This window comes from Aeromicrobium sp. CFBP 8757 (assembly GCF_014841755.1).
GTDB lineage: Bacteria > Actinomycetota > Actinomycetes > Propionibacteriales > Nocardioidaceae > Aeromicrobium.
In genome coordinates this window covers 228,939-245,468 of the sequence record NZ_JACYUM010000005.1, presented here as the reverse complement: position 1 = coordinate 245,468, position 16,530 = coordinate 228,939, and the positions used below count along the sequence as shown (strand labels likewise).

The following is a 16,530-nucleotide window of genomic DNA, read 5'->3' as shown; positions in this document are numbered from 1 at the left end:
CCTACCGGCCTGCCCCGGCGGTGCCCGCCCCTGCTCTAGTAGTCGCGGTGCCGGCGCTCGCGGACCTCGCGAGCCTCCCGCTCGCGGACGAGCTTCTCCTCGATCTGCTCGATCTGCTGATCGCGGCGGAGCCACGTCGAGAAGTACCCGATGCCGATCCCGAGCGACGGGAAGACCGGCCAGAAGAAGGACGGGCCACCGCCCGCGACGCTCGTCGCGCCCCAGATCGCGACGCACAGGGTCGTGACGAAGATCCACCCGTTGCGCGCGTCGCGCAGGTCGCGCCGGTACTGCTGCACGGCGTCCCGGGCGAGGTCGGACGTGCCGACGGGTGAGGGGGCGGTGCGGCGGACCGCCCGACCCGACGTGGGCACGAGGTCGCGCATCGGCGGCACGAGGTCGCCCACGGTGCGCGCCTGCAGCACGGCATCGCGACGGGTGTCGAACTCGTCGCGGGTCAGCCGGCCGTCGACGAACGCGTCTCGCACGACGTCGACAGCACGGTCACGGTCCGCGTCGGACGCCCGGAGGTGCGCGACGGTCGGGTCGCGCGGATCGGCGGAGAACGAGCCCCACACGTCCGCGCCCGGCACGGTCAGGCCTCGGCGACGGCCGACAGCGCCTCGGGCAGCGTGAAGGCGCCCGCGTACAGGGCCTTCCCGACGATCGCGCCCTCGACGCCGACCGACGTCAGGGTCGCGATGTCGCGCAGGTCCTGCAGGCTCGAGACGCCGCCGGACGCGACGACGGGCTTGTCGGTCTGCTCGCACACGCGCCGCAGCAGGTCGAGGTTCGGACCCGTGAGGGTGCCGTCCTTCGTGACGTCGGTGACGACGTACCGCGCGCAGCCGTCGCGCTCCAGGCGGGCCAGGACGTCGAACAGGTCGCCACCCTCCTCGGTCCAGCCGCGCGCCGCGAGCGTCGTGCCGCGCACGTCGAGGCCGACAGCGATCTGGTCGCCGTGCTGGCCGACGACCTTGGCGCACCACTCGGGGTTCTCGAGCGCCGCGGTGCCGAGGTTGACCCGCGTGCACCCGGTGGCCAGCGCGGCCTCGAGGGAGGCGTCGTCGCGGATGCCGCCCGACAGCTCGACCTTGACGTCGAGCCGTCCGACGACCTCCGCGAGGAGCTCGCGGTTGGAGCCCTTGCCGAAGGCTGCGTCGAGGTCGACGAGGTGGATCCACTCGGCACCGTCGGTCTGCCACTGCAGGGCCGCGTCGAGGGGGGAGCCGTAGGACGTCTCGCTGCCGAGGGCACCTTGGACGAGGCGCACGGCCTGTCCGTCGGCGACGTCGACGGCGGGGAGGAGTTCGAGGGTCACGCCGCGATGCTATCGGCCGTCCGCGCCCGCCACGGCGACCGGTGGGAGACATGGTGTCGATTCGGTGAAGCGAGCCGTGGACGGCGACTCGCCGGGATACCGTTCGGTGCCATCTCACGACCCTCCCGAGGAGAGCTCCCATGCGCACCAGCGCCCGCGTCGCCGCGACGCTCCTGACCACCACCGTCGTCATCGGCGGGACCGCCACGGTCGCTTCCGCGCAGTCCACGACGCTGAGGGACAAGTCCGCCGACGTCATCTCGTTCGCCGACCAGACCACCGACGAGCGCGGCACCCAGCTCGGCTACTCGGACAGCGTCGCGTCGGGCGTGGATCTTCGCAGCATGCGGGTCAAGCACACCAAGAAGTCAATCACCGTCACCCTCAGGTTCGCCGAGCTCTCGGGCGAGACGACGCCGATCGCCAGCCTCCGACTCGACGGCGCGTCGAAGGCTTCCCGCTACCTCCTCATCTCGGGCGACGACCGAGCGGCCGTCGTCGACACCAAGGGGCGCAAGCGCTGCAACGCCTCGGTCACGGCGCGCCTCGGCGCCAAGGGCTACGTCAAGTTCACGGCCAAGCGCTCGTGCCTCAAGAACCCCCGGCGCATCAAGGTGGCCGGGTTCGCCGCGGATGCCGGCTACCAGGCAGGCGACGACACACCGTTCAAGGCCGACTCCGTGTCGCCGAAGAGCGTCCGCGGGGATGCCTGGACGAAGTGGCTGAAGGCATCCTGACCACGGAGCAGACGGTGGATGTGCAACCTCGTTCGCGCTGAGAAGGTGGCGGATCCACCGGCCTGCGCGTCGTACGACTAGAGGGTCGCGAGCCAGTTCTGCAGCAGCAGCATGCCGGCGTCGCCCGACTTCTCGGGGTGGAACTGCGTCGCCCACAGCGGACCGTCCTCGACCGCCGCGACGAACCGGTCGCCGCCGTACTCGGTCCACGTCACCCGGGCCTCCGGCATGGCCGGCGGACGCGACAGCACCCAGTCGCGCAGGCCGTACGAGTGCACGAAGTAGAACCGCTCGTCCGCGATGCCCGCGAACATCCGCGACCCGTCGCCGGGTGCGACGGTGTTCCAGCCCATGTGCGGCACGATCGGCGCCTGGAGCCGCTCGATCACGCCGGGCCACTCCGAGCAGCCCTCGGTGCGCACGCCGTGCTCGATGCCCTCGGCGAACAGGATCTGCATGCCGACGCAGATGCCCAGCACCGGGCGTCCCGCGACGAGGCGACGCTCGATGATGCGCACGCCGTCGACCTCGCGCAGCCCGCGCATGCACGCCTCGAACGCACCGACCCCGGGCACCAGCAGGCCGTCGGCCTCGGCCGCGACCGCGGGATCACTGGTCAGGACGGCCTCGGCACCCGCCCGCTCGACCGCGCGCATGGCCGACCGGAGGTTGCCCGAGCCGTAGTCGAGCACCGCGACGCTGGGCAGCGTCACAGAGCGCCCTTGGTGCTCGGGATGCCCGTCTCGCGGGGATCGAGCGCGATCGCCTGCCGGAGCGCGCGCGCCACGGCCTTGAACTGCGCCTCGGCGATGTGGTGCGGGTCGCGACCGTCGATCAGGCGCACGTGCATCGTCATGGCGGCGTGGTGCGCGATCGACTCGAGCACGTGCGCCGTCAGCGAGCCGGAGTACTGGCCCCCGATGATCGCGGTGATCTGCCGGTCGGGCTCGCCCGAGTGCACGAAGTACGGACGACCGGAGACGTCGACGACGGCCTGGGCGATCGACTCGTCGAGCGGGACGATCGCGTCGCCGTACCGGGTGATGCCGACCTTGTCGCCCAGGGCCTCGCGCAGCGCCTGGCCCAGGCAGATCGCGGTGTCCTCGACCGTGTGGTGCGCGTCGATGTGCAGGTCGCCCTCGGTGCGCACGGTCAGGTCGATCAGCGAGTGCCGCGAGAACGCCGTCAGCATGTGGTCGTAGAAGCCGACGCCGGTCGAGATGTCGTGGGCGCCCGAGCCGTCGAGGTCGACCTCGACGACGACGTGCGACTCGGAGGTGCGGCGCTCGATGCGGGACGTGCGGCTCATCGGGTGGCCTCCTGGAGGGCGGATCGGAACGCGAGCATCTCGTCGGGGGTGCCGATCGAGACGCGCAGCCATCCTAGGGGGCCGACCTCGCGGATCAGGACGCCCCGGTCGAGGACGCCCTGCCACACGGCGTGCCGGTCGTCGAAGCGCCCGAACAGCACGAAGTTGGCGTCGGACTCGGCGACCTCGAAGCCCTGCTCGCGCAGCCACGCGGACGTCCCGTCGCGGGTCGCGCGCAGGGCGTCGACCTGCGCCAGCAGCTCGGGCTCGTGGCGCAGGGCGGCCGTCGCGGCGGCCTGGCTGACCGCCGACAGGTGGTACGGCAGGCGGACGATGCGCAGGGCGTCGATGATCGCGGCATCGGCGGCGACGTACCCGAGCCGTCCGCCGGCCAGCGCGAACGCCTTGCTCATGGTGCGGGTGACCAGCAGCCGCGGGAACTCGTCGAGCAGCTCGAGGGCGCTGGGGGTGCCGTCGCGGCGGAACTCCGCGTACGCCTCGTCGACCACCACGACGCCGGGCGCAGCGTCGAGGATCGCGCGGGTGTGCGCCGGGTCGAGGGCCGTGCCGGTGGGGTTGTTGGGCGACGTCAGGATCACGACGTCGGGGCGCTCGCTCGCGATCAGCGCCAGCGCGGCGTCGAGGTCGAGGCCGAAGTCGTCGCGTCGACGCCCCGCCACCCAACGCGTGTGCGTGTTGCGGGCGTACTCGGGATACATCGAGTACGTCGGCGCGAACGACACCGCGGTGCGTCCCGGTCCGCCGAAGGCCTGCAGCACCTGCTGCATGATCTCGTTCGAGCCGTTCGCCGCCCACACCCGGTCGGCCGTCAGCCCGTGACCGAGGTAGCCCGCCAACGACGTGCGCAGCTCGAGGGCCTCGCGGTCCGGGTAGCGGTTGAGGGTCAGCGCGGCCCGGTGCACCGAGTCGGCGATGTCACGCGCCGTCTCCTCGCTGGGGCCGTACGGGTTCTCGTTGGTGTTGAGCTGCACCGGGACGTCGAGCTGCGGGGCCCCGTAGGGCTCCTCGTCGCGCAGCTCGTCGCGGATCGGCACCCAGGCGGGCACGCCCATCAGCGTGACGTCCTGACCGACACCGCGGCACCGTGCGACGGGAGGTTCTCGGCCTCGGCGAGGGTCACGACGTGGTCGCCGACCTCGCGCAGCGCCTGCTCGGAGTACGTCACGACGTGCATGTTCTTGCAGAACGCCCGCACCGACAGACCGGACGAGTGGCACGCGCAGCCGGCCGTGGGCAGCACGTGGTTGGAGCCGGCCGCGTAGTCGCCGAGCGACACCGGGGTGAACGACCCGACGAAGATCGCGCCGGCGTTGACGATGCGCGCCGCGACCGCCGAGGAATCGGCCGTCTGCACCTCGAGGTGCTCGGCGGCGTAGCCGTTCGCCACGTCGACGGCCTGGTCGACGTCGCGCACCAGCACCGTCGCGGACTGGGGGCCGTCGAGCGCCGTGCGCACGCGATCGGCGTGCCGGGTCGTGCCGAGCTGGGTCGCGAGCTCGACGTCGACGGCGTCGGCCAGCGACTCGCTGTCGGTGATCAGCACGCTGGCGGCCATGGGGTCGTGCTCGGCCTGGCTGATCAGGTCGGCCGCCACGAACGCCGGGTCGGCCGTGGCGTCGGCGATGACGGCGATCTCGGTCGGACCGGCCTCGGAGTCGATGCTGACGGTCCCCTGCAGGTGACGCTTGGCCGCCGCGACGTAGATGTTGCCCGGGCCCGTGATCAGGTTCACCGGGCGGCAGTCGACCGTGCCGTCCTCGGAGGCCGCGCCGTAAGCGAACATCGCGAGGGCCTGGGCGCCGCCGGCGGCGTACACCTCGTCGATGCCCAGCAGCGCGCACGCCGCGAGGATCGACGGGTGCGGCAGGCCGCCGAACTCGGCCTGCGGCGGGCTCGCGAGCGCGATGCCGGGCACCCCCGCGACCTGCGCCGGCACGGCGTTCATGACGACGGTGCTGAGCAGCGGCGCGAGGCCGCCGGGAACGTAGAGGCCGACGCGCTGCATCGGCACGATCCGCCGCTCGACCGTCGCGCCGGGGGCGACGTCGGACGTCAGGCTGTGCTCGAGCTCGGCCTGCGACGTCTGGCGCAGACGGCGGACGGACTCCTCGAGCGCCGCCCTGATGGCGGGGTCGAGGGCGGCCAGGGCGTCGGCGAGCGCCGCCGCCGGGACCCGCAGCTGCGCAGGCCGCACGCCGTCGAACTTCTTCCCCGCGTCGAGCACCGCGACCGAGCCACGCGCCCGCACGTCGTCGCAGATCGGACGGACGGCGGCCAGGGCGTGCTCGACGTCGACCGCGGCACGCGGCACGGCAGCGGTGTAGACCACGGCTGCCTCGTCGGGCGAGGGGGCGAGCGAACGAAGATCGAGACGTCTCATCACACCGGCAAGTCTACGGACGCACTACGGTGGTGCCGTGGCAGCCAACCCCAAGCCCACCGACTCGACCCCAGCGTTCGTCGCCCTGCACCGCGCCGGCGTGCCGTTCACGTCGCACTCGTACGTGCACGACCCGCGGGCCGACTCGTTCGGCATGGAGGCCGCCGCGGCGCTCGACGCCGACCCGGGACGCGTCTTCAAGACGCTCATGGCGGTCGTCGACGGCGAGCTGTGCGTCGGGGTCGTGCCCGTCATGGGATCGCTCGACCTCAAGTCGCTCGCGGACGCCCTGGGCGGCAAGCGGGCCCAGATGGCCGATGCCGGGCAGGCCCAGCGGGCCACCGGCTACGTCATCGGCGGCATCTCGCCGATCGGCCAGAAGAAGGCGCACCGCACGGTCGTCGACCGCAGCGCGGCCCAGTGGCCGACGATCTTCGTGTCGGGCGGACGCCGCGGGCTCGAGGCCGAGATCGCGCCCGACGACCTGGTGCGCGTCACCCGTGCTGTCGTGGCTCGAATCGCTCGCTGACCTCGGCACCCGCACCGCGGTCGCCCGGGCGCGCGTCGCGACGGCCGTCCGACCACGTCGCGCCGATGACGCCCACCAGGCCGAAGATCGGCCAGACCAGGAACGGTGCGACGTTGTCGACCGCCAACCGAGCCGGCACGCGGTCGCCGTCGGCGACCCCGGCGACCGTGGAGGGATCGGGCGGGCCGAGCTCGACCCCGACGCGCCACGCGACGACCGCGGCGACGGCGCTGAGCACCGCGACGAGCGGCACCGCGAGCCATCCCAGGTCGGGCAGCAGGCGGGCCGTGACCCATCCGGACACCACCGACGCGATGACACCGACCAGGACGAACACCACGACGACCGAGAACTGGCCGCGGGCCGCGGCCTCGGTCAGCACGAGGCCTCCGTCGCGTCCCTCCCACTCGGCCGGCTGCGCGAGCCACAGCCACACGAGCCCGCCGACCAGACCCGTCAGCAGCGTGCCCAGCAGGACGATCGCGAGGCGGCGGACGGGGACCGTGGAGCGGGTGTCGGACGTCGTGGGGGTGGCGCTCAGGTCAGGCAATGGGGTCCCAGCAGCTCTTTGAGGTCGGCGATGAGTGAGGACGACTGTGCCACACGCAGGCTGTCGTCGAGGCGCATGACCTTGGTGGTGCCGTTGCCGATGAGGCGCAGGTGCACCTCGGACATGCCCGGGTGCGCCGACAGCACCTGCTTGAACGTGCCGATCGTGTCGCTCGTGCAGCGGGCGACCGGCAGGCTGACGACCATGGGGCGGTCGGGTCCGCCCGATCCCATCGCGGGCATCGTGACCTCGAGCGCGTTGAGCTCGACGCCGTCGTCCTTGCGCCGCACGCGCCCCTTGACCACGACGATCGTGTCGGGGACCAGCACCGGCATGGCCAGCTGGTAGGCCCCCGGGAACACCATGACCTCGATGCCGCCCTCGAGGTCCTCGATCGTCACCGAGGCCCAGCTGTCGCCCTTCTTGCTCATGCGTCGCTGCACGCCCGTGATGAGGCCGCAGATGCGCACCGTGCTGCCGTCGGGCAGGTCGGTGTTGGTCAGCAGCTCGCCGACCGTGCAGTCGCTGCTGGCCCGCAGCACGTGCTCGAGGCCCTGCAGCGGGTGGTCGGACACGTACAGGCCCAGCATGTCGCGCTCGAAGGCCAGCAGCTGGGTCTTCTCCCACTCGGGCATGTGCTCGGGCACCTCGACGCGTCCGCCCGTGAAGACGTCGTCGCCCAGGCCGCCGAACAGCGAGTCCTGGCCGATCGCGGCCTGGCGCTTGAGGTCGATGTAGAGGTCGACCCCCTCCTCGGCGACGGTCGTCAGCGCCCGGCGGCGGTGGCCCATCGAGTCGAAGGCGCCGGCCTTGATCAGCGAGTCGAGGACGCGCTTGTTGCACACCAGGGTCGGGACCTTGTCGAGGAAGTCGTTGAAGTCGGCGTACGGTCCCCCGGCCCGGCCCTCGACGATGCCCGCGACGACGTTCTCGCCGATGTTGCGGATGGCCCCGAGGCCGAAGCGGATGTCGGCGCCGACCGAGGCGAAGTTCGAGACCGACTCGTTGACGTCGGGCGGCAGCACCTTGATGCCCATGCGCCGGCACTCGTTGAGGTAGATCGCGGACTTGTCCTTGTCGACGCGCGTGCTGGTGAGCAGCGCCGCCATGTACTCGGCCGGGTAGTTGGCCTTGAGGTAGGCCGTCCAGTACGAGATGACGCCGTAGGCCGCCGAGTGCGCCTTGTTGAAGGCGTAGTCGGAGAACGGCAGCAGGATGTCCCACAGCGTCGTGATGGCCTTCTGCGAGTAGCCACGGTCGAGCATGCCCTGCTGGAAGCCCGCGTACTGCTTGTCGAGCTCGGACTTCTTCTTCTTGCCCATCGCGCGCCGCAGGTTGTCGGCCTGTCCGAGGGAGAAGCCCGCCAGCACCTGGGCGATCTCCATGACCTGCTCCTGGTACACGATCAGGCCGTACGTCTCGCCCAGGACGGTCTCGAGCGGCTTCTCGAGCTCGGGGTGAATCGGGTCGATCGGCTCGCGGCCGTTCTTGCGGCGCGCGTACTTGTTGTGCGAGTCGGCGCCCATCGGGCCCGGACGGTACAGCGCGCCGACGGCCGAGATGTCCTCGAACTTGTCGGGCTTCATGCTGCGCAGCAGGGCGCGCATGGGGCCGCCGTCGAGCTGGAACACACCGAGGGTGTCGCCGCGCGCCAGCAGGTCGTAGGTCGCCTGGTCCTCGAAGTCGAGGTCCTCCAGCACGAGGTCGATGTCGCGGTTGCGCTTGATGTTGACCAACGCGTCGTCGAGGACCGTCAGGTTGCGCAGGCCCAGGAAGTCCATCTTGACCAGCCCGAGCGCCTCGCACATCGGGTAGTCGAACTGCGTGATGATCGCGCCGTCCTGCTCGCGCTTCATGATCGGCACGATGTCGATCAGCGGATCGCTCGACATGATGACGCCGGCGGCGTGCACGCCCCACTGGCGGATCTGCCCCTCGAGGCCCAGCGCGGTCTGGTAGATCTTGCGGACGTCGGCGTCGTCGTCGTGCAGCTTGCGGAAGTCGCCGCCGTCGCCGTACCGCTTGTCGTCCTTGTCGAACAGTCCCTTGAGCGTGACGCCCTTGCCCATGATGTCGGCGGGCAGCGCCTTGGTGATGCGCTCGCCGTGCGAGAACGGGTAGTCCATGACGCGGGCGGCGTCCTTGATGGCGGCCTTGGACTTGAGCCGACCGAACGTCGCGATCATCGCGACGCGCTCCTCGCCGTACTTGTTGCTGACGTAGCGGATGACCTCGCTGCGACGACGCTCGTCGAAGTCGATGTCGAAGTCGGGCATCGACGGGCGCTCGGGGTTGAGGAAGCGCTCGAAGATCAGGCCGTGCGTCAGGGGGCACAGGTCGGTGATGCGCAGCGCGTAGGCCGCGATCGAGCCGGCACCCGAGCCACGGCCGGGGCCGACGCGGATGCCGTTGTCCTTGGCCCAGTTGATGAAGTCGGCGACCACGAGGTAGTAGCCGCAGTAGCCCTTGGTGCGGACGACGTCGAGCTCCATCTCGGTGCGGGCGCGCACCTCGTCGGTGATGCCGGCGGGATAGCGGCTCTCGATGCCCTTCCAGACCTCCTTGGTGAACCAGGAGTCCTCGGTCTCGCCCTCGGGGACGTCGAAGCGCGCCATGTAGCCACCGTTGGACTCGGTGAACTCGACATTGCAGCGCTCGGCGATCAGGAGCGTGTTGTCGCACGCCTCCTTGAGGTCGAAGCGGTCCTCCCACAGGTCGCGCATCTCGGCGGCCGACTTGATGTAGAAGTCGTTGGAGTCGAACTTGAACCGGTTGGGATCGGTCAGGGTGCTGCCCGACTGGACGCACAGCAGCGCCGAGTGGGCCTCGGCGTCCTCGGGGCTCGTGTAGTGCGAGTCGTTGGTGGCGATCGCGGGCAGACCGAGATCGGCCTTGAGACGCAGCAACCCGTCGCGCACGACCCGCTCGATCTCGAGGCCGTGGTCCATCAGCTCGAGGAAGAAGTTCTCCTTGCCGAAGATGTCCTGGAACTCGGCGGCCGAGGCGCGGGCCTTCTCGTAGTTGCCGATGCGCAGCCACGTCTGGATCTCGCCGGACGGGCAGCCCGTCGTCGCGATGAGCCCCTTGCCGTACCGCTGCAGCAGGTCGCGGTCGGCGCGCGGCTTGCGGTACTGGCCCTCGAGGCTCGCGTACGAGCCGATGCGGAACAGGTTGTGCATGCCCTCGGTCGTCTCGGACAGCAGCGTCATGTGCGTGTACGCACCGCGCCCCGCGACGTCGGCGTCCTTGGCGCCCTTGTTCCACTGCACGGCCTTCTTCTCCGTGCGCGGGATGTTGGGCGTGAGGTAGGCCTCCATGCCGATGATCGGCTTGACGCCGTGGGCCTTGGCCTTGCTGTAGAAGTCGTAGGCGCCGTGCAGGTTGCCGTGGTCGGTCATCGCGATGGCCGGCATCTCGAGCTCGGCGGTGCGCTCGAACAGTCCGTCGAGCAGGGCCGCCCCGTCGAGCATCGAGTACTCCGTGTGCACGTGCAGGTGCACGAATGACGAGTCGCTCGACATCGAGAGATGGCCTCCGGGGCTGAGATCTGACCAGACGGACGTGCGGTCTGGGACGGGTCGGGGGAAGGTCTCCAGAGTAGTCGAGGGCCCTGACGAGAATCCGCACCCCGCCGCTTCCGTCCCGCCCTCCGAACGAAAAGTTGTCGGCACCCATACTGGGGTCATGACTGGGCACCCCGACCGCGAGAAGCAGACGTACGCGAGCGTCGACGACTACCTGGCCGCCGCGACGTACGACGTCGAGCCGCGGCTGGCCGAGATGCGACGCGTCATCACCGAGACGCTGCCGGATGCCGAGGAGACCATCGGCCACAACATGCCGACGTACCGGCAGCACGGGCTCGTCGTGGTGCAGTTCGCCGGGCAGGCCGAGCACACCTCGCTCAACTTCTTCCCGACCGCCGGGGCGTTCGCCCGCTTCGAGGCCGAGCTCGAGCCGTACTCGACCTCGAAGTCGGCGATCAGGTTCTCGCTCGACGAGCCGCTGCCGCTCGAGCTGATCGCCGACGTCACGGCCTTCCGCCTCGCCGAGGCCGCCGAGTTCGCGGCACGCAAGCGCTCGGGCGGCTGACGGTCGCCGTCAGCGGCTGCTGGCGATGCGGTACTGGCGCACCGACAGGGGCACGAAGACCACGAGGATGATCGCGACCCACATGACGGTGTAGACGGCGGGGTGCTGCATGGCCCACGCGTCGGACTGCGGCGGCCTGCCCCCCGTGTTGCCGAACAGCTCGCGCGAGGCCTGGGTGACGGTCGAGACCGGGTTCCACTCGGCGAACGTCCGGACCACGCCCGGCAGCGTGTCGAGCGGCACGAAGGCGTTGGACACGAACGTCAGCGGGAAGATCACGATGAACGAGGCGTTGTTGATGACCTCGACGCTCGGGACCAGCAGGCCGACCCACGCCATGATCCAGCTGATCGCGTACGCGAACAGCAGCAGGAGCAGGAAGCCCGCGAGCGCGTCGACGACGCCCTCGCGCATGCGCCAGCCGACCAGCAGGCCCGTCAGCGCCATGATGATCAGCGACAGGACGTTGTAGACGATGTCGGACGTCGTGCGGCCCACCAGCACCGCCGAGCGCGACATCGGCAGCGACCGGAACCGGTCGATGATGCCCTTCTGCATGTCCTCGGCCAGCCCCGCGCCGGTGAACGTCGCGCCGAACACGACGGTCTGGGCGAAGATGCCGCCGATCAGGAACTCGCGGTAGTTGACGCCGTCGCCGGGGTCGATCGCGCCGCCGAACACGTACGCGAACAGCAGCACGAACATGATCGGCGAGATCAGCACGAACACGAGGATCTCGGGGACACGGACGATCTTGATGAGGTTGCGCTTGGCCACGACCCATCCGTCGGTCGCGTGGCGGGTCAGGGTCGTCATGCCGGCACCTCCGTGCCCTCGTCGCTGGATGTGTCGTCGGGCGCGGTCTCGGCCGCTCGTCCCGTGAGGCTCAGGAACACGTCGTCGAGCGTCGGGCGCCGCAGGCCGACGTCGAGGACGTCGATGCGCTGGGCGTCGAGCTCGTCGAGCACGGCGCGCAGCTGGGGCACTCCCCCGTCCACGGCCGCCGTCAGCTCGCGCTCGTTGTCGCCGGTCTGCACCTCGCCGATCGCGACGCCGGCCAGGATGCGGGAGGCGGCGTCGCGCTGCCTCCCGTTGGTCAGCACGATCTCGATGCGCTCGCCGCCGGTCTGCGACTTGAGCTCGTCGGCCGTGCCGCGGGCGATCGCGCGTCCGTGGTCGATCACGACGATGTCGTCGGCCAGCAGATCGGCCTCCTCGAGGTACTGCGTCGTCAGCAGCAGCGTCGAGCCCGATGCGACGAGGTCGCGGATGACGCCCCACATCTGCTGGCGGCTGCGGACGTCGAGGCCCGTCGTGGGCTCGTCGAGGATCAGCACGGGCGGCTCGGCGACCAGTGCACCGGCCAGGTCGAGCCGGCGGCGCATGCCGCCGGAGTACGTCTTCGACGGGCGGTCACCGGCGTCGTCGAGACCGAATCGCTCGAGCAGGTCGCGGGCGCGCTGGGAGGCCGTGGCCTTGGGCATGCCGTAGAGGCGGCCGACCATCTGCAGGTTCTCGAAGCCCGTCAGGTGCTCGTCGACGGCCGCGTACTGGCCCGACAGGCCGATGCGCGCCCGGACGCCGTCGGGATCCTTGGCGACGTCGATGCCCGCGACCTCGGCCGTGCCGGACGTCGCCTTGAGCAGCGTCGCGAGGATGCGCACCGCGGTGGTCTTGCCGGCGCCGTTGGGGCCCAGCAGGCCCAGCACCTTGCCCTCGGGCACGGTCAGGTCGAGACCCGACAGCGCCTCGACGTCCTTGTACGTCTTCACCAGTCCGGTCGCCCGGATCATGTCGGTCATGTCTGGATGCCTCTCCGTATTCCTATCAGGAACATCACAGGACATCATGCCGCATGACGCCGACAGAAACCCAGCGATTCGGCCTCAGGATCCCGTCCGCCACCCCCGCTCGCCAGGGAGCGGAGCGACCGTGCCCACTCCTCGTTCGCCAAGGAGCGCAGCGACCGTGCCCACACCCCCGTTCGCCAGGGAGCGCAGCGACCGTGAGGGCGAAGCCCGAGGCGAATCACCTGCGAACGTCGCCTCGCTCCGCTCACGGTCGGCCGCAGACGGCCTCCCTGGCGACCACACCCCCGTTCGCCAGGGAGCGCAGCGACCGTGAGGGCGAAGCCCGAGGCGAACCCACTTGATCAGGCTTGCGAACGTCGCCTCGCTCCGCTCACGGTCGGCCGCAAGCGGCCTCCCTGGCGACCACACCCCCGTTCGCCAGGGAGCGCAGCGAGCGTGAGGGCGAAGCCCGAGGCGAACCCACTTGATGAGGCTCGCGAGCGTCGCCTCGCTCCGCTCACGGTCGCGCCCAGCAGGTCAGACCTGGCGGTAGCTGCTGAGGAAGTTGCCGAGGCGCTGGATCGCCTCGGCGAGGTCGCGCGCCCACGGCAGCGTCACGATGCGCAGGTGGTCGGGATCGGGCCAGTTGAAGCCCGTGCCCTGCGTCAGCAGGATCTTCTCCTGCAGCAGCAGGTCGAGCACCAGCTGCTGGTCGTCCTTGATGGGGTACACCTCGGGATCGAGCCGCGGGAACGTGTACAGCGCGCCGCGCGGCGCGACGACGCTGACGCCGGGGATCTTGCGCAGCTCGGCGACCGCGGTGTCGCGCTGCTCGAGCAGCCGTCCGCCCGGCAGGATCAGCTCCTTGATCGACTGGTAGCCGCCCAGCGCGACCTGGATCGCGTTCTGCGCCGGCACGTTGGGGCACAGCCGCATCGACGCGAGCAACGTGATGCCCTCGAGGTAGTCCTGCGCACGCTGCAGAGGACCTGTCACGACGAGCCAGCCGGCCCGGTAGCCGCACACCCGGTACGCCTTCGACAGTCCGTTGAACGTCAGCGTCAGGACGTCGGGGGCCACGCTCGCCATCGGGATGTGCACGGCGTCGTCGTAGAGGATCTTGTCGTAGATCTCGTCGGCCATCAGCACGAGGTCGTGCCGGCGAGCGAGGTCGGCGATGCCCGCGAGCGTCTCGCGCGAGTACACCGCGCCCGTCGGGTTGTTGGGGTTGATGACGACGATGACCTTGGTGCGGTCGGTGATCTTCGACTCGAGGTCGGCCAGGTCGGGGTTCCAGTCGTTGTCCTCGTCGCAGCGGTAGTGCACGGGCACACCGCCAGCGAGGTTCGTCACGGCCGTCCACAGCGGGTAGTCGGGGACGGGGATCAGCACCTCGTCGCCGTTGTCGAGCAGCGCCTGCAGGGCGATCGAGATCAGCTCGGAGACGCCGTTGCCGATCCAGACGTCGTCGACGTCGATCTCGGGGAAGCCGTCCTGCAGCTGGTAGTTGTGCACGACGGCCCGGCGCGCCGACTGGATGCCGCGCGAGTCGGAGTAGCCGGCGGAGTCGGGCAGGGCCGCGATGACGTCCTGCAGGATCTCGGCCGGGGCGTCGAAGCCGAACGGCTGCGGGTTGCCGATGTTGAGCTTGAGGATGCGGTGCCCCTCGGCCTCGAGGGCTGCTGCTCGAGCGCTGACGGGTCCGCGGATGTCGTAGAGGACATCCCTGAGCTTCTCGGACTGGCGCACGACGGAGGACATGCGCCCATCATTCCACTCGGCGGCCCGTCCCCTCGCGAGTGGTGCATCCACGTCCGCGACCGGTGCGGCGTGGCCGGACACGCCGTCCCACAAAGTCCACTGCGCACCGCTCGGCGCGAGGGGTGGGTCAGCGCGGGAGGGGGTTGTCGTCGATCGTGCGGACGATCTCGAGCGCGTGCACCAGGTCGTCCGGGTACTGCGACTCGAACTCGACGTACTCGCCCGTGCGCGGGTGGACGAAGCCCAGCTTGTGCGCGTGCAGCCACTGCCGGTCGAGGTCGACGCGCTTGGCCAGCGTCGGGTCGGCCCCGTACATCAGGTCGCCGACGCACGGGTGGTGGATCGCGCTCATGTGGACGCGGATCTGGTGGGTGCGCCCCGTCTCGAGCTTGATCGTCAGCAGGCTCGCGAAACGGTGCGCCTCGAGCGTGTCGTAGTGCGTGATGCTGTCGCGGCCGCCGTCCTTGACCGTGAACTTGAAGTCGTGCTTGGGGTGACGGGCGATCGGCGCGTCGATCGTGCCGGTGTGCGGATCGGGGTGACCCTGCACGAGGGCGTGGTACGTCTTGTCGACCGAGCGGTCGCGGAACGCCTGCTTGAGCACGGTGTAGGCGTGCTCGGACTTGGCGACCGCCATGAGCCCGCTCGTGCCGACGTCGAGACGGTGGACGATGCCCTGACGCTCGGGCGCCCCCGACGTCGAGATGCGGATGCCGACGCCCGCGAGGTGGTCGAGCACGGTCGGCCCCGACCAGCCGACGCTGGGGTGCGCCGCGACGCCGACGGGCTTGTCGACGACCACGATGTCGTCGTCCTGGAACACCAGCCGCATGCCCTCGACCTCGGTCGCCACGACGACCGCGCGGCGCGGCGCCGGGATCGACGCCTCGAGCACCGAGCCGGCCGAGACGCGGTCGGACTTGGCGGGCGCCTGGCCGTCGAGCGACACGTGGCCCTCGGCGACGAGCTCGCTGGCACGGGTGCGCGACAGGCCCAGCAGACGCGCGAGGGCGCTGTCGACCCGCTCGCCCTCGAGCCCCTCCGGCACCTGGATGACCCGGTGCTCGAGCTCGACCTGGTCGAGGTCGGTGTGCGTGCCGTTGTCGGCGGTCATGACTTCTCCTCGCGGGTGCCGTCGATGCGCACGCCCCGCCACGCGCGCCAGACGATGATGATGGCCGCGAACGTCAGCGCGATGTCGGCGACGTTGCCCACGAAGACCCCGTAGTCGATGAAGTCGACGACGTGGCCCTTGAGCGGCGACGGCTCGCGGAAGATGCGGTCCATGAGGTTGCCGAGCGCGCCCGAGAGCAGCAGCCCGAGCCCGACGGCCCAGCCGCGGTCGCGCAGCCGGGGCGCGACGCGGACGACGCCGATGCACACCGCGATCGCGATGATGCTGAGCACCAGCGTGAACCCGGCACCCGTGCTGAGCGCGGCGCCGGGGTTGCGCAGGAACGTCAGCGACAGCACGCCCGGGAGGATCTCGACCGACTCACGGCCCTGCAGCTTCTCGACGGCCACGACCTTGGTGACCTGGTCGAGGACGAGCGACACGACGGTGACGACGGCGAACAGCCGTACGTACGTCCTCGTGGTCGCGCCGTGGTCGTCGCCAGGGCTCAGCGACGCTCCTCGCGCTGCTTGCATGTCATGCACAGTGTCGCACGCGGGAACGCGATCAAACGATTCTTGCCGATCGCCTCTCCGCAGACCTCGCACTGGCCGTAGGTGCCCTTCTCGAGCCGGTCGAGCGCCTTCTCGGTCTGCAGCAGCAGCTCGCTCTGGTTGGCGCGCAGCGACATCTCGGCATCGCGCTCGAGGCCCTTGGAGCCGACGTCGGCCTGGTCGTTGCCGGCACCGTCGACGCCGTCGCGCAGCAGGTCCTGCAGCTCGCGGGCCGAGGCGTCGAGCTCGACGCGCAGCCGGGCGAGATCGCCCTCCAGCTCGGTGCGGACCTCCTTGGCCTCGGCTGCGGTCCAGGGGGTCTCGTCCGCTCGCACGGCGAGCTTGGTGTTTGGCATGCACGAAGGTTAGACC

At 70.5% G+C, this 16,530-nt stretch carries 17 protein-coding genes; 3 read left to right on the top strand and 14 right to left on the bottom strand.

Annotated features, from left to right (window positions below; all coding sequences use genetic code 11):
* Positions 1-35 precede the first annotated feature (35 nt).
* Complete coding sequence (locus IFT73_RS15360; RefSeq protein WP_082556207.1) at positions 36-593, bottom strand: DUF1707 domain-containing protein; 558 nt, start codon at positions 591-593, stop codon at positions 36-38.
* A 2-nt stretch (positions 594-595) separates the two neighbouring features.
* Positions 596-1,321 carry a bifunctional 1-(5-phosphoribosyl)-5-((5-phosphoribosylamino)methylideneamino)imidazole-4-carboxamide isomerase/phosphoribosylanthranilate isomerase PriA gene (priA, locus tag IFT73_RS15355; protein WP_056609268.1) on the bottom strand — a complete coding sequence of 242 codons (726 nt, stop codon included), beginning with the start codon at positions 1,319-1,321 and terminating at the stop codon, positions 596-598.
* Between the two features lie 140 nt (positions 1,322-1,461).
* Here priA and IFT73_RS15350 point away from each other — a divergent pair, with 140 nt between their 5' ends.
* Positions 1,462-2,058, top strand: a complete 597-nt coding sequence (locus IFT73_RS15350; protein ID WP_192168372.1) for a hypothetical protein — start codon at positions 1,462-1,464, stop codon at positions 2,056-2,058.
* Between the two features lie 77 nt (positions 2,059-2,135).
* Here IFT73_RS15350 and hisH read toward each other — a convergent pair whose 3' ends face one another.
* From hisH to hisD, 4 genes are read right to left on the bottom strand one after another with little or no spacing between them, the layout of a single operon-like run.
* Positions 2,136-2,771, bottom strand: a complete 636-nt coding sequence (hisH, locus tag IFT73_RS15345) for an imidazole glycerol phosphate synthase subunit HisH (protein WP_192168371.1) — start codon at positions 2,769-2,771, stop codon at positions 2,136-2,138.
* Positions 2,768-3,367 (bottom strand): imidazoleglycerol-phosphate dehydratase HisB, encoded by a 600-nt coding sequence (gene hisB, locus IFT73_RS15340; RefSeq protein ID WP_056609276.1) that lies wholly within the window; start codon positions 3,365-3,367, stop codon positions 2,768-2,770. The genes hisH and hisB overlap by 4 nt, the downstream gene beginning before the upstream one ends.
* The gene (locus IFT73_RS15335) at positions 3,364-4,440 is read right to left on the bottom strand and encodes a histidinol-phosphate transaminase (protein ID WP_192168370.1); all 1,077 of its coding nucleotides are present in this window, start codon (positions 4,438-4,440) and stop codon (positions 3,364-3,366) included. The genes hisB and IFT73_RS15335 overlap by 4 nt, the downstream gene beginning before the upstream one ends.
* Positions 4,440-5,771, bottom strand: coding sequence for a histidinol dehydrogenase (hisD, locus tag IFT73_RS15330; protein WP_192168369.1), 1,332 nt, complete (start codon positions 5,769-5,771; stop codon positions 4,440-4,442). Before hisD ends, IFT73_RS15335 begins: the two co-directional genes overlap by 1 nt.
* A gap of 34 nt (positions 5,772-5,805) precedes the next feature.
* On the opposite strand from hisD, the gene ybaK reads away from it, so the two are divergent.
* Complete coding sequence (gene ybaK / locus IFT73_RS15325; protein WP_056609283.1) at positions 5,806-6,297, top strand: Cys-tRNA(Pro) deacylase; 492 nt, start codon at positions 5,806-5,808, stop codon at positions 6,295-6,297.
* Here the strand turns inward: ybaK and IFT73_RS15320 are convergent.
* Together IFT73_RS15320 and dnaE are read right to left on the bottom strand one after the other, a co-directional pair.
* The gene (locus tag IFT73_RS15320) at positions 6,263-6,847 is read right to left on the bottom strand and encodes a hypothetical protein (RefSeq protein WP_192168368.1); all 585 of its coding nucleotides are present in this window, start codon (positions 6,845-6,847) and stop codon (positions 6,263-6,265) included. The two genes, ybaK and IFT73_RS15320, sit on opposite strands and share 35 nt — an antisense overlap.
* Positions 6,835-10,368: a DNA polymerase III subunit alpha gene (gene dnaE / locus IFT73_RS15315; RefSeq protein WP_056609287.1), complete on the bottom strand. Its 3,534-nt coding sequence runs from the start codon at positions 10,366-10,368 to the stop codon at positions 6,835-6,837. The genes IFT73_RS15320 and dnaE overlap by 13 nt, the downstream gene beginning before the upstream one ends.
* Positions 10,369-10,531: 163 nt before the next feature.
* Between dnaE and IFT73_RS15310 the strand changes: the two genes are divergently transcribed.
* Positions 10,532-10,939, top strand: coding sequence for an iron chaperone (locus tag IFT73_RS15310; protein WP_056609289.1), 408 nt, complete (start codon positions 10,532-10,534; stop codon positions 10,937-10,939).
* Between the two features lie 9 nt (positions 10,940-10,948).
* Here the strand turns inward: IFT73_RS15310 and IFT73_RS15305 are convergent, their stop codons facing one another.
* The 6 genes from IFT73_RS15305 to IFT73_RS15280 all read right to left on the bottom strand — a co-directional run bounded on the left by IFT73_RS15305 (position 10,949) and on the right by IFT73_RS15280 (position 16,514).
* Entirely contained in the window at positions 10,949-11,755 is an 807-nt protein-coding gene (locus IFT73_RS15305) for an ABC transporter permease (RefSeq protein WP_192168367.1), read from the bottom strand.
* Entirely contained in the window at positions 11,752-12,741 is a 990-nt protein-coding gene (locus IFT73_RS15300; RefSeq protein ID WP_192168366.1) for an ATP-binding cassette domain-containing protein, read from the bottom strand. The genes IFT73_RS15305 and IFT73_RS15300 overlap by 4 nt, the downstream gene beginning before the upstream one ends.
* Positions 12,742-13,266: 525 nt before the next feature.
* Positions 13,267-14,490 carry a pyridoxal phosphate-dependent aminotransferase gene (locus IFT73_RS15295; protein ID WP_056609296.1) on the bottom strand — a complete coding sequence of 408 codons (1,224 nt, stop codon included), beginning with the start codon at positions 14,488-14,490 and terminating at the stop codon, positions 13,267-13,269.
* A gap of 127 nt (positions 14,491-14,617) precedes the next feature.
* On the bottom strand, positions 14,618-15,604 hold the full coding sequence (locus IFT73_RS15290; protein ID WP_192168365.1) for an RluA family pseudouridine synthase: 987 nt from the start codon (positions 15,602-15,604) through the stop codon (positions 14,618-14,620).
* The gene (gene lspA / locus IFT73_RS15285) at positions 15,601-16,140 is read right to left on the bottom strand and encodes a signal peptidase II (protein ID WP_244633475.1); all 540 of its coding nucleotides are present in this window, start codon (positions 16,138-16,140) and stop codon (positions 15,601-15,603) included. Before lspA ends, IFT73_RS15290 begins: the two co-directional genes overlap by 4 nt.
* Complete coding sequence (locus IFT73_RS15280; RefSeq protein WP_056609302.1) at positions 16,113-16,514, bottom strand: TraR/DksA C4-type zinc finger protein; 402 nt, start codon at positions 16,512-16,514, stop codon at positions 16,113-16,115. The genes lspA and IFT73_RS15280 overlap by 28 nt, the downstream gene beginning before the upstream one ends.
* Between the last annotated feature and the right edge of the window lie 16 nt (positions 16,515-16,530).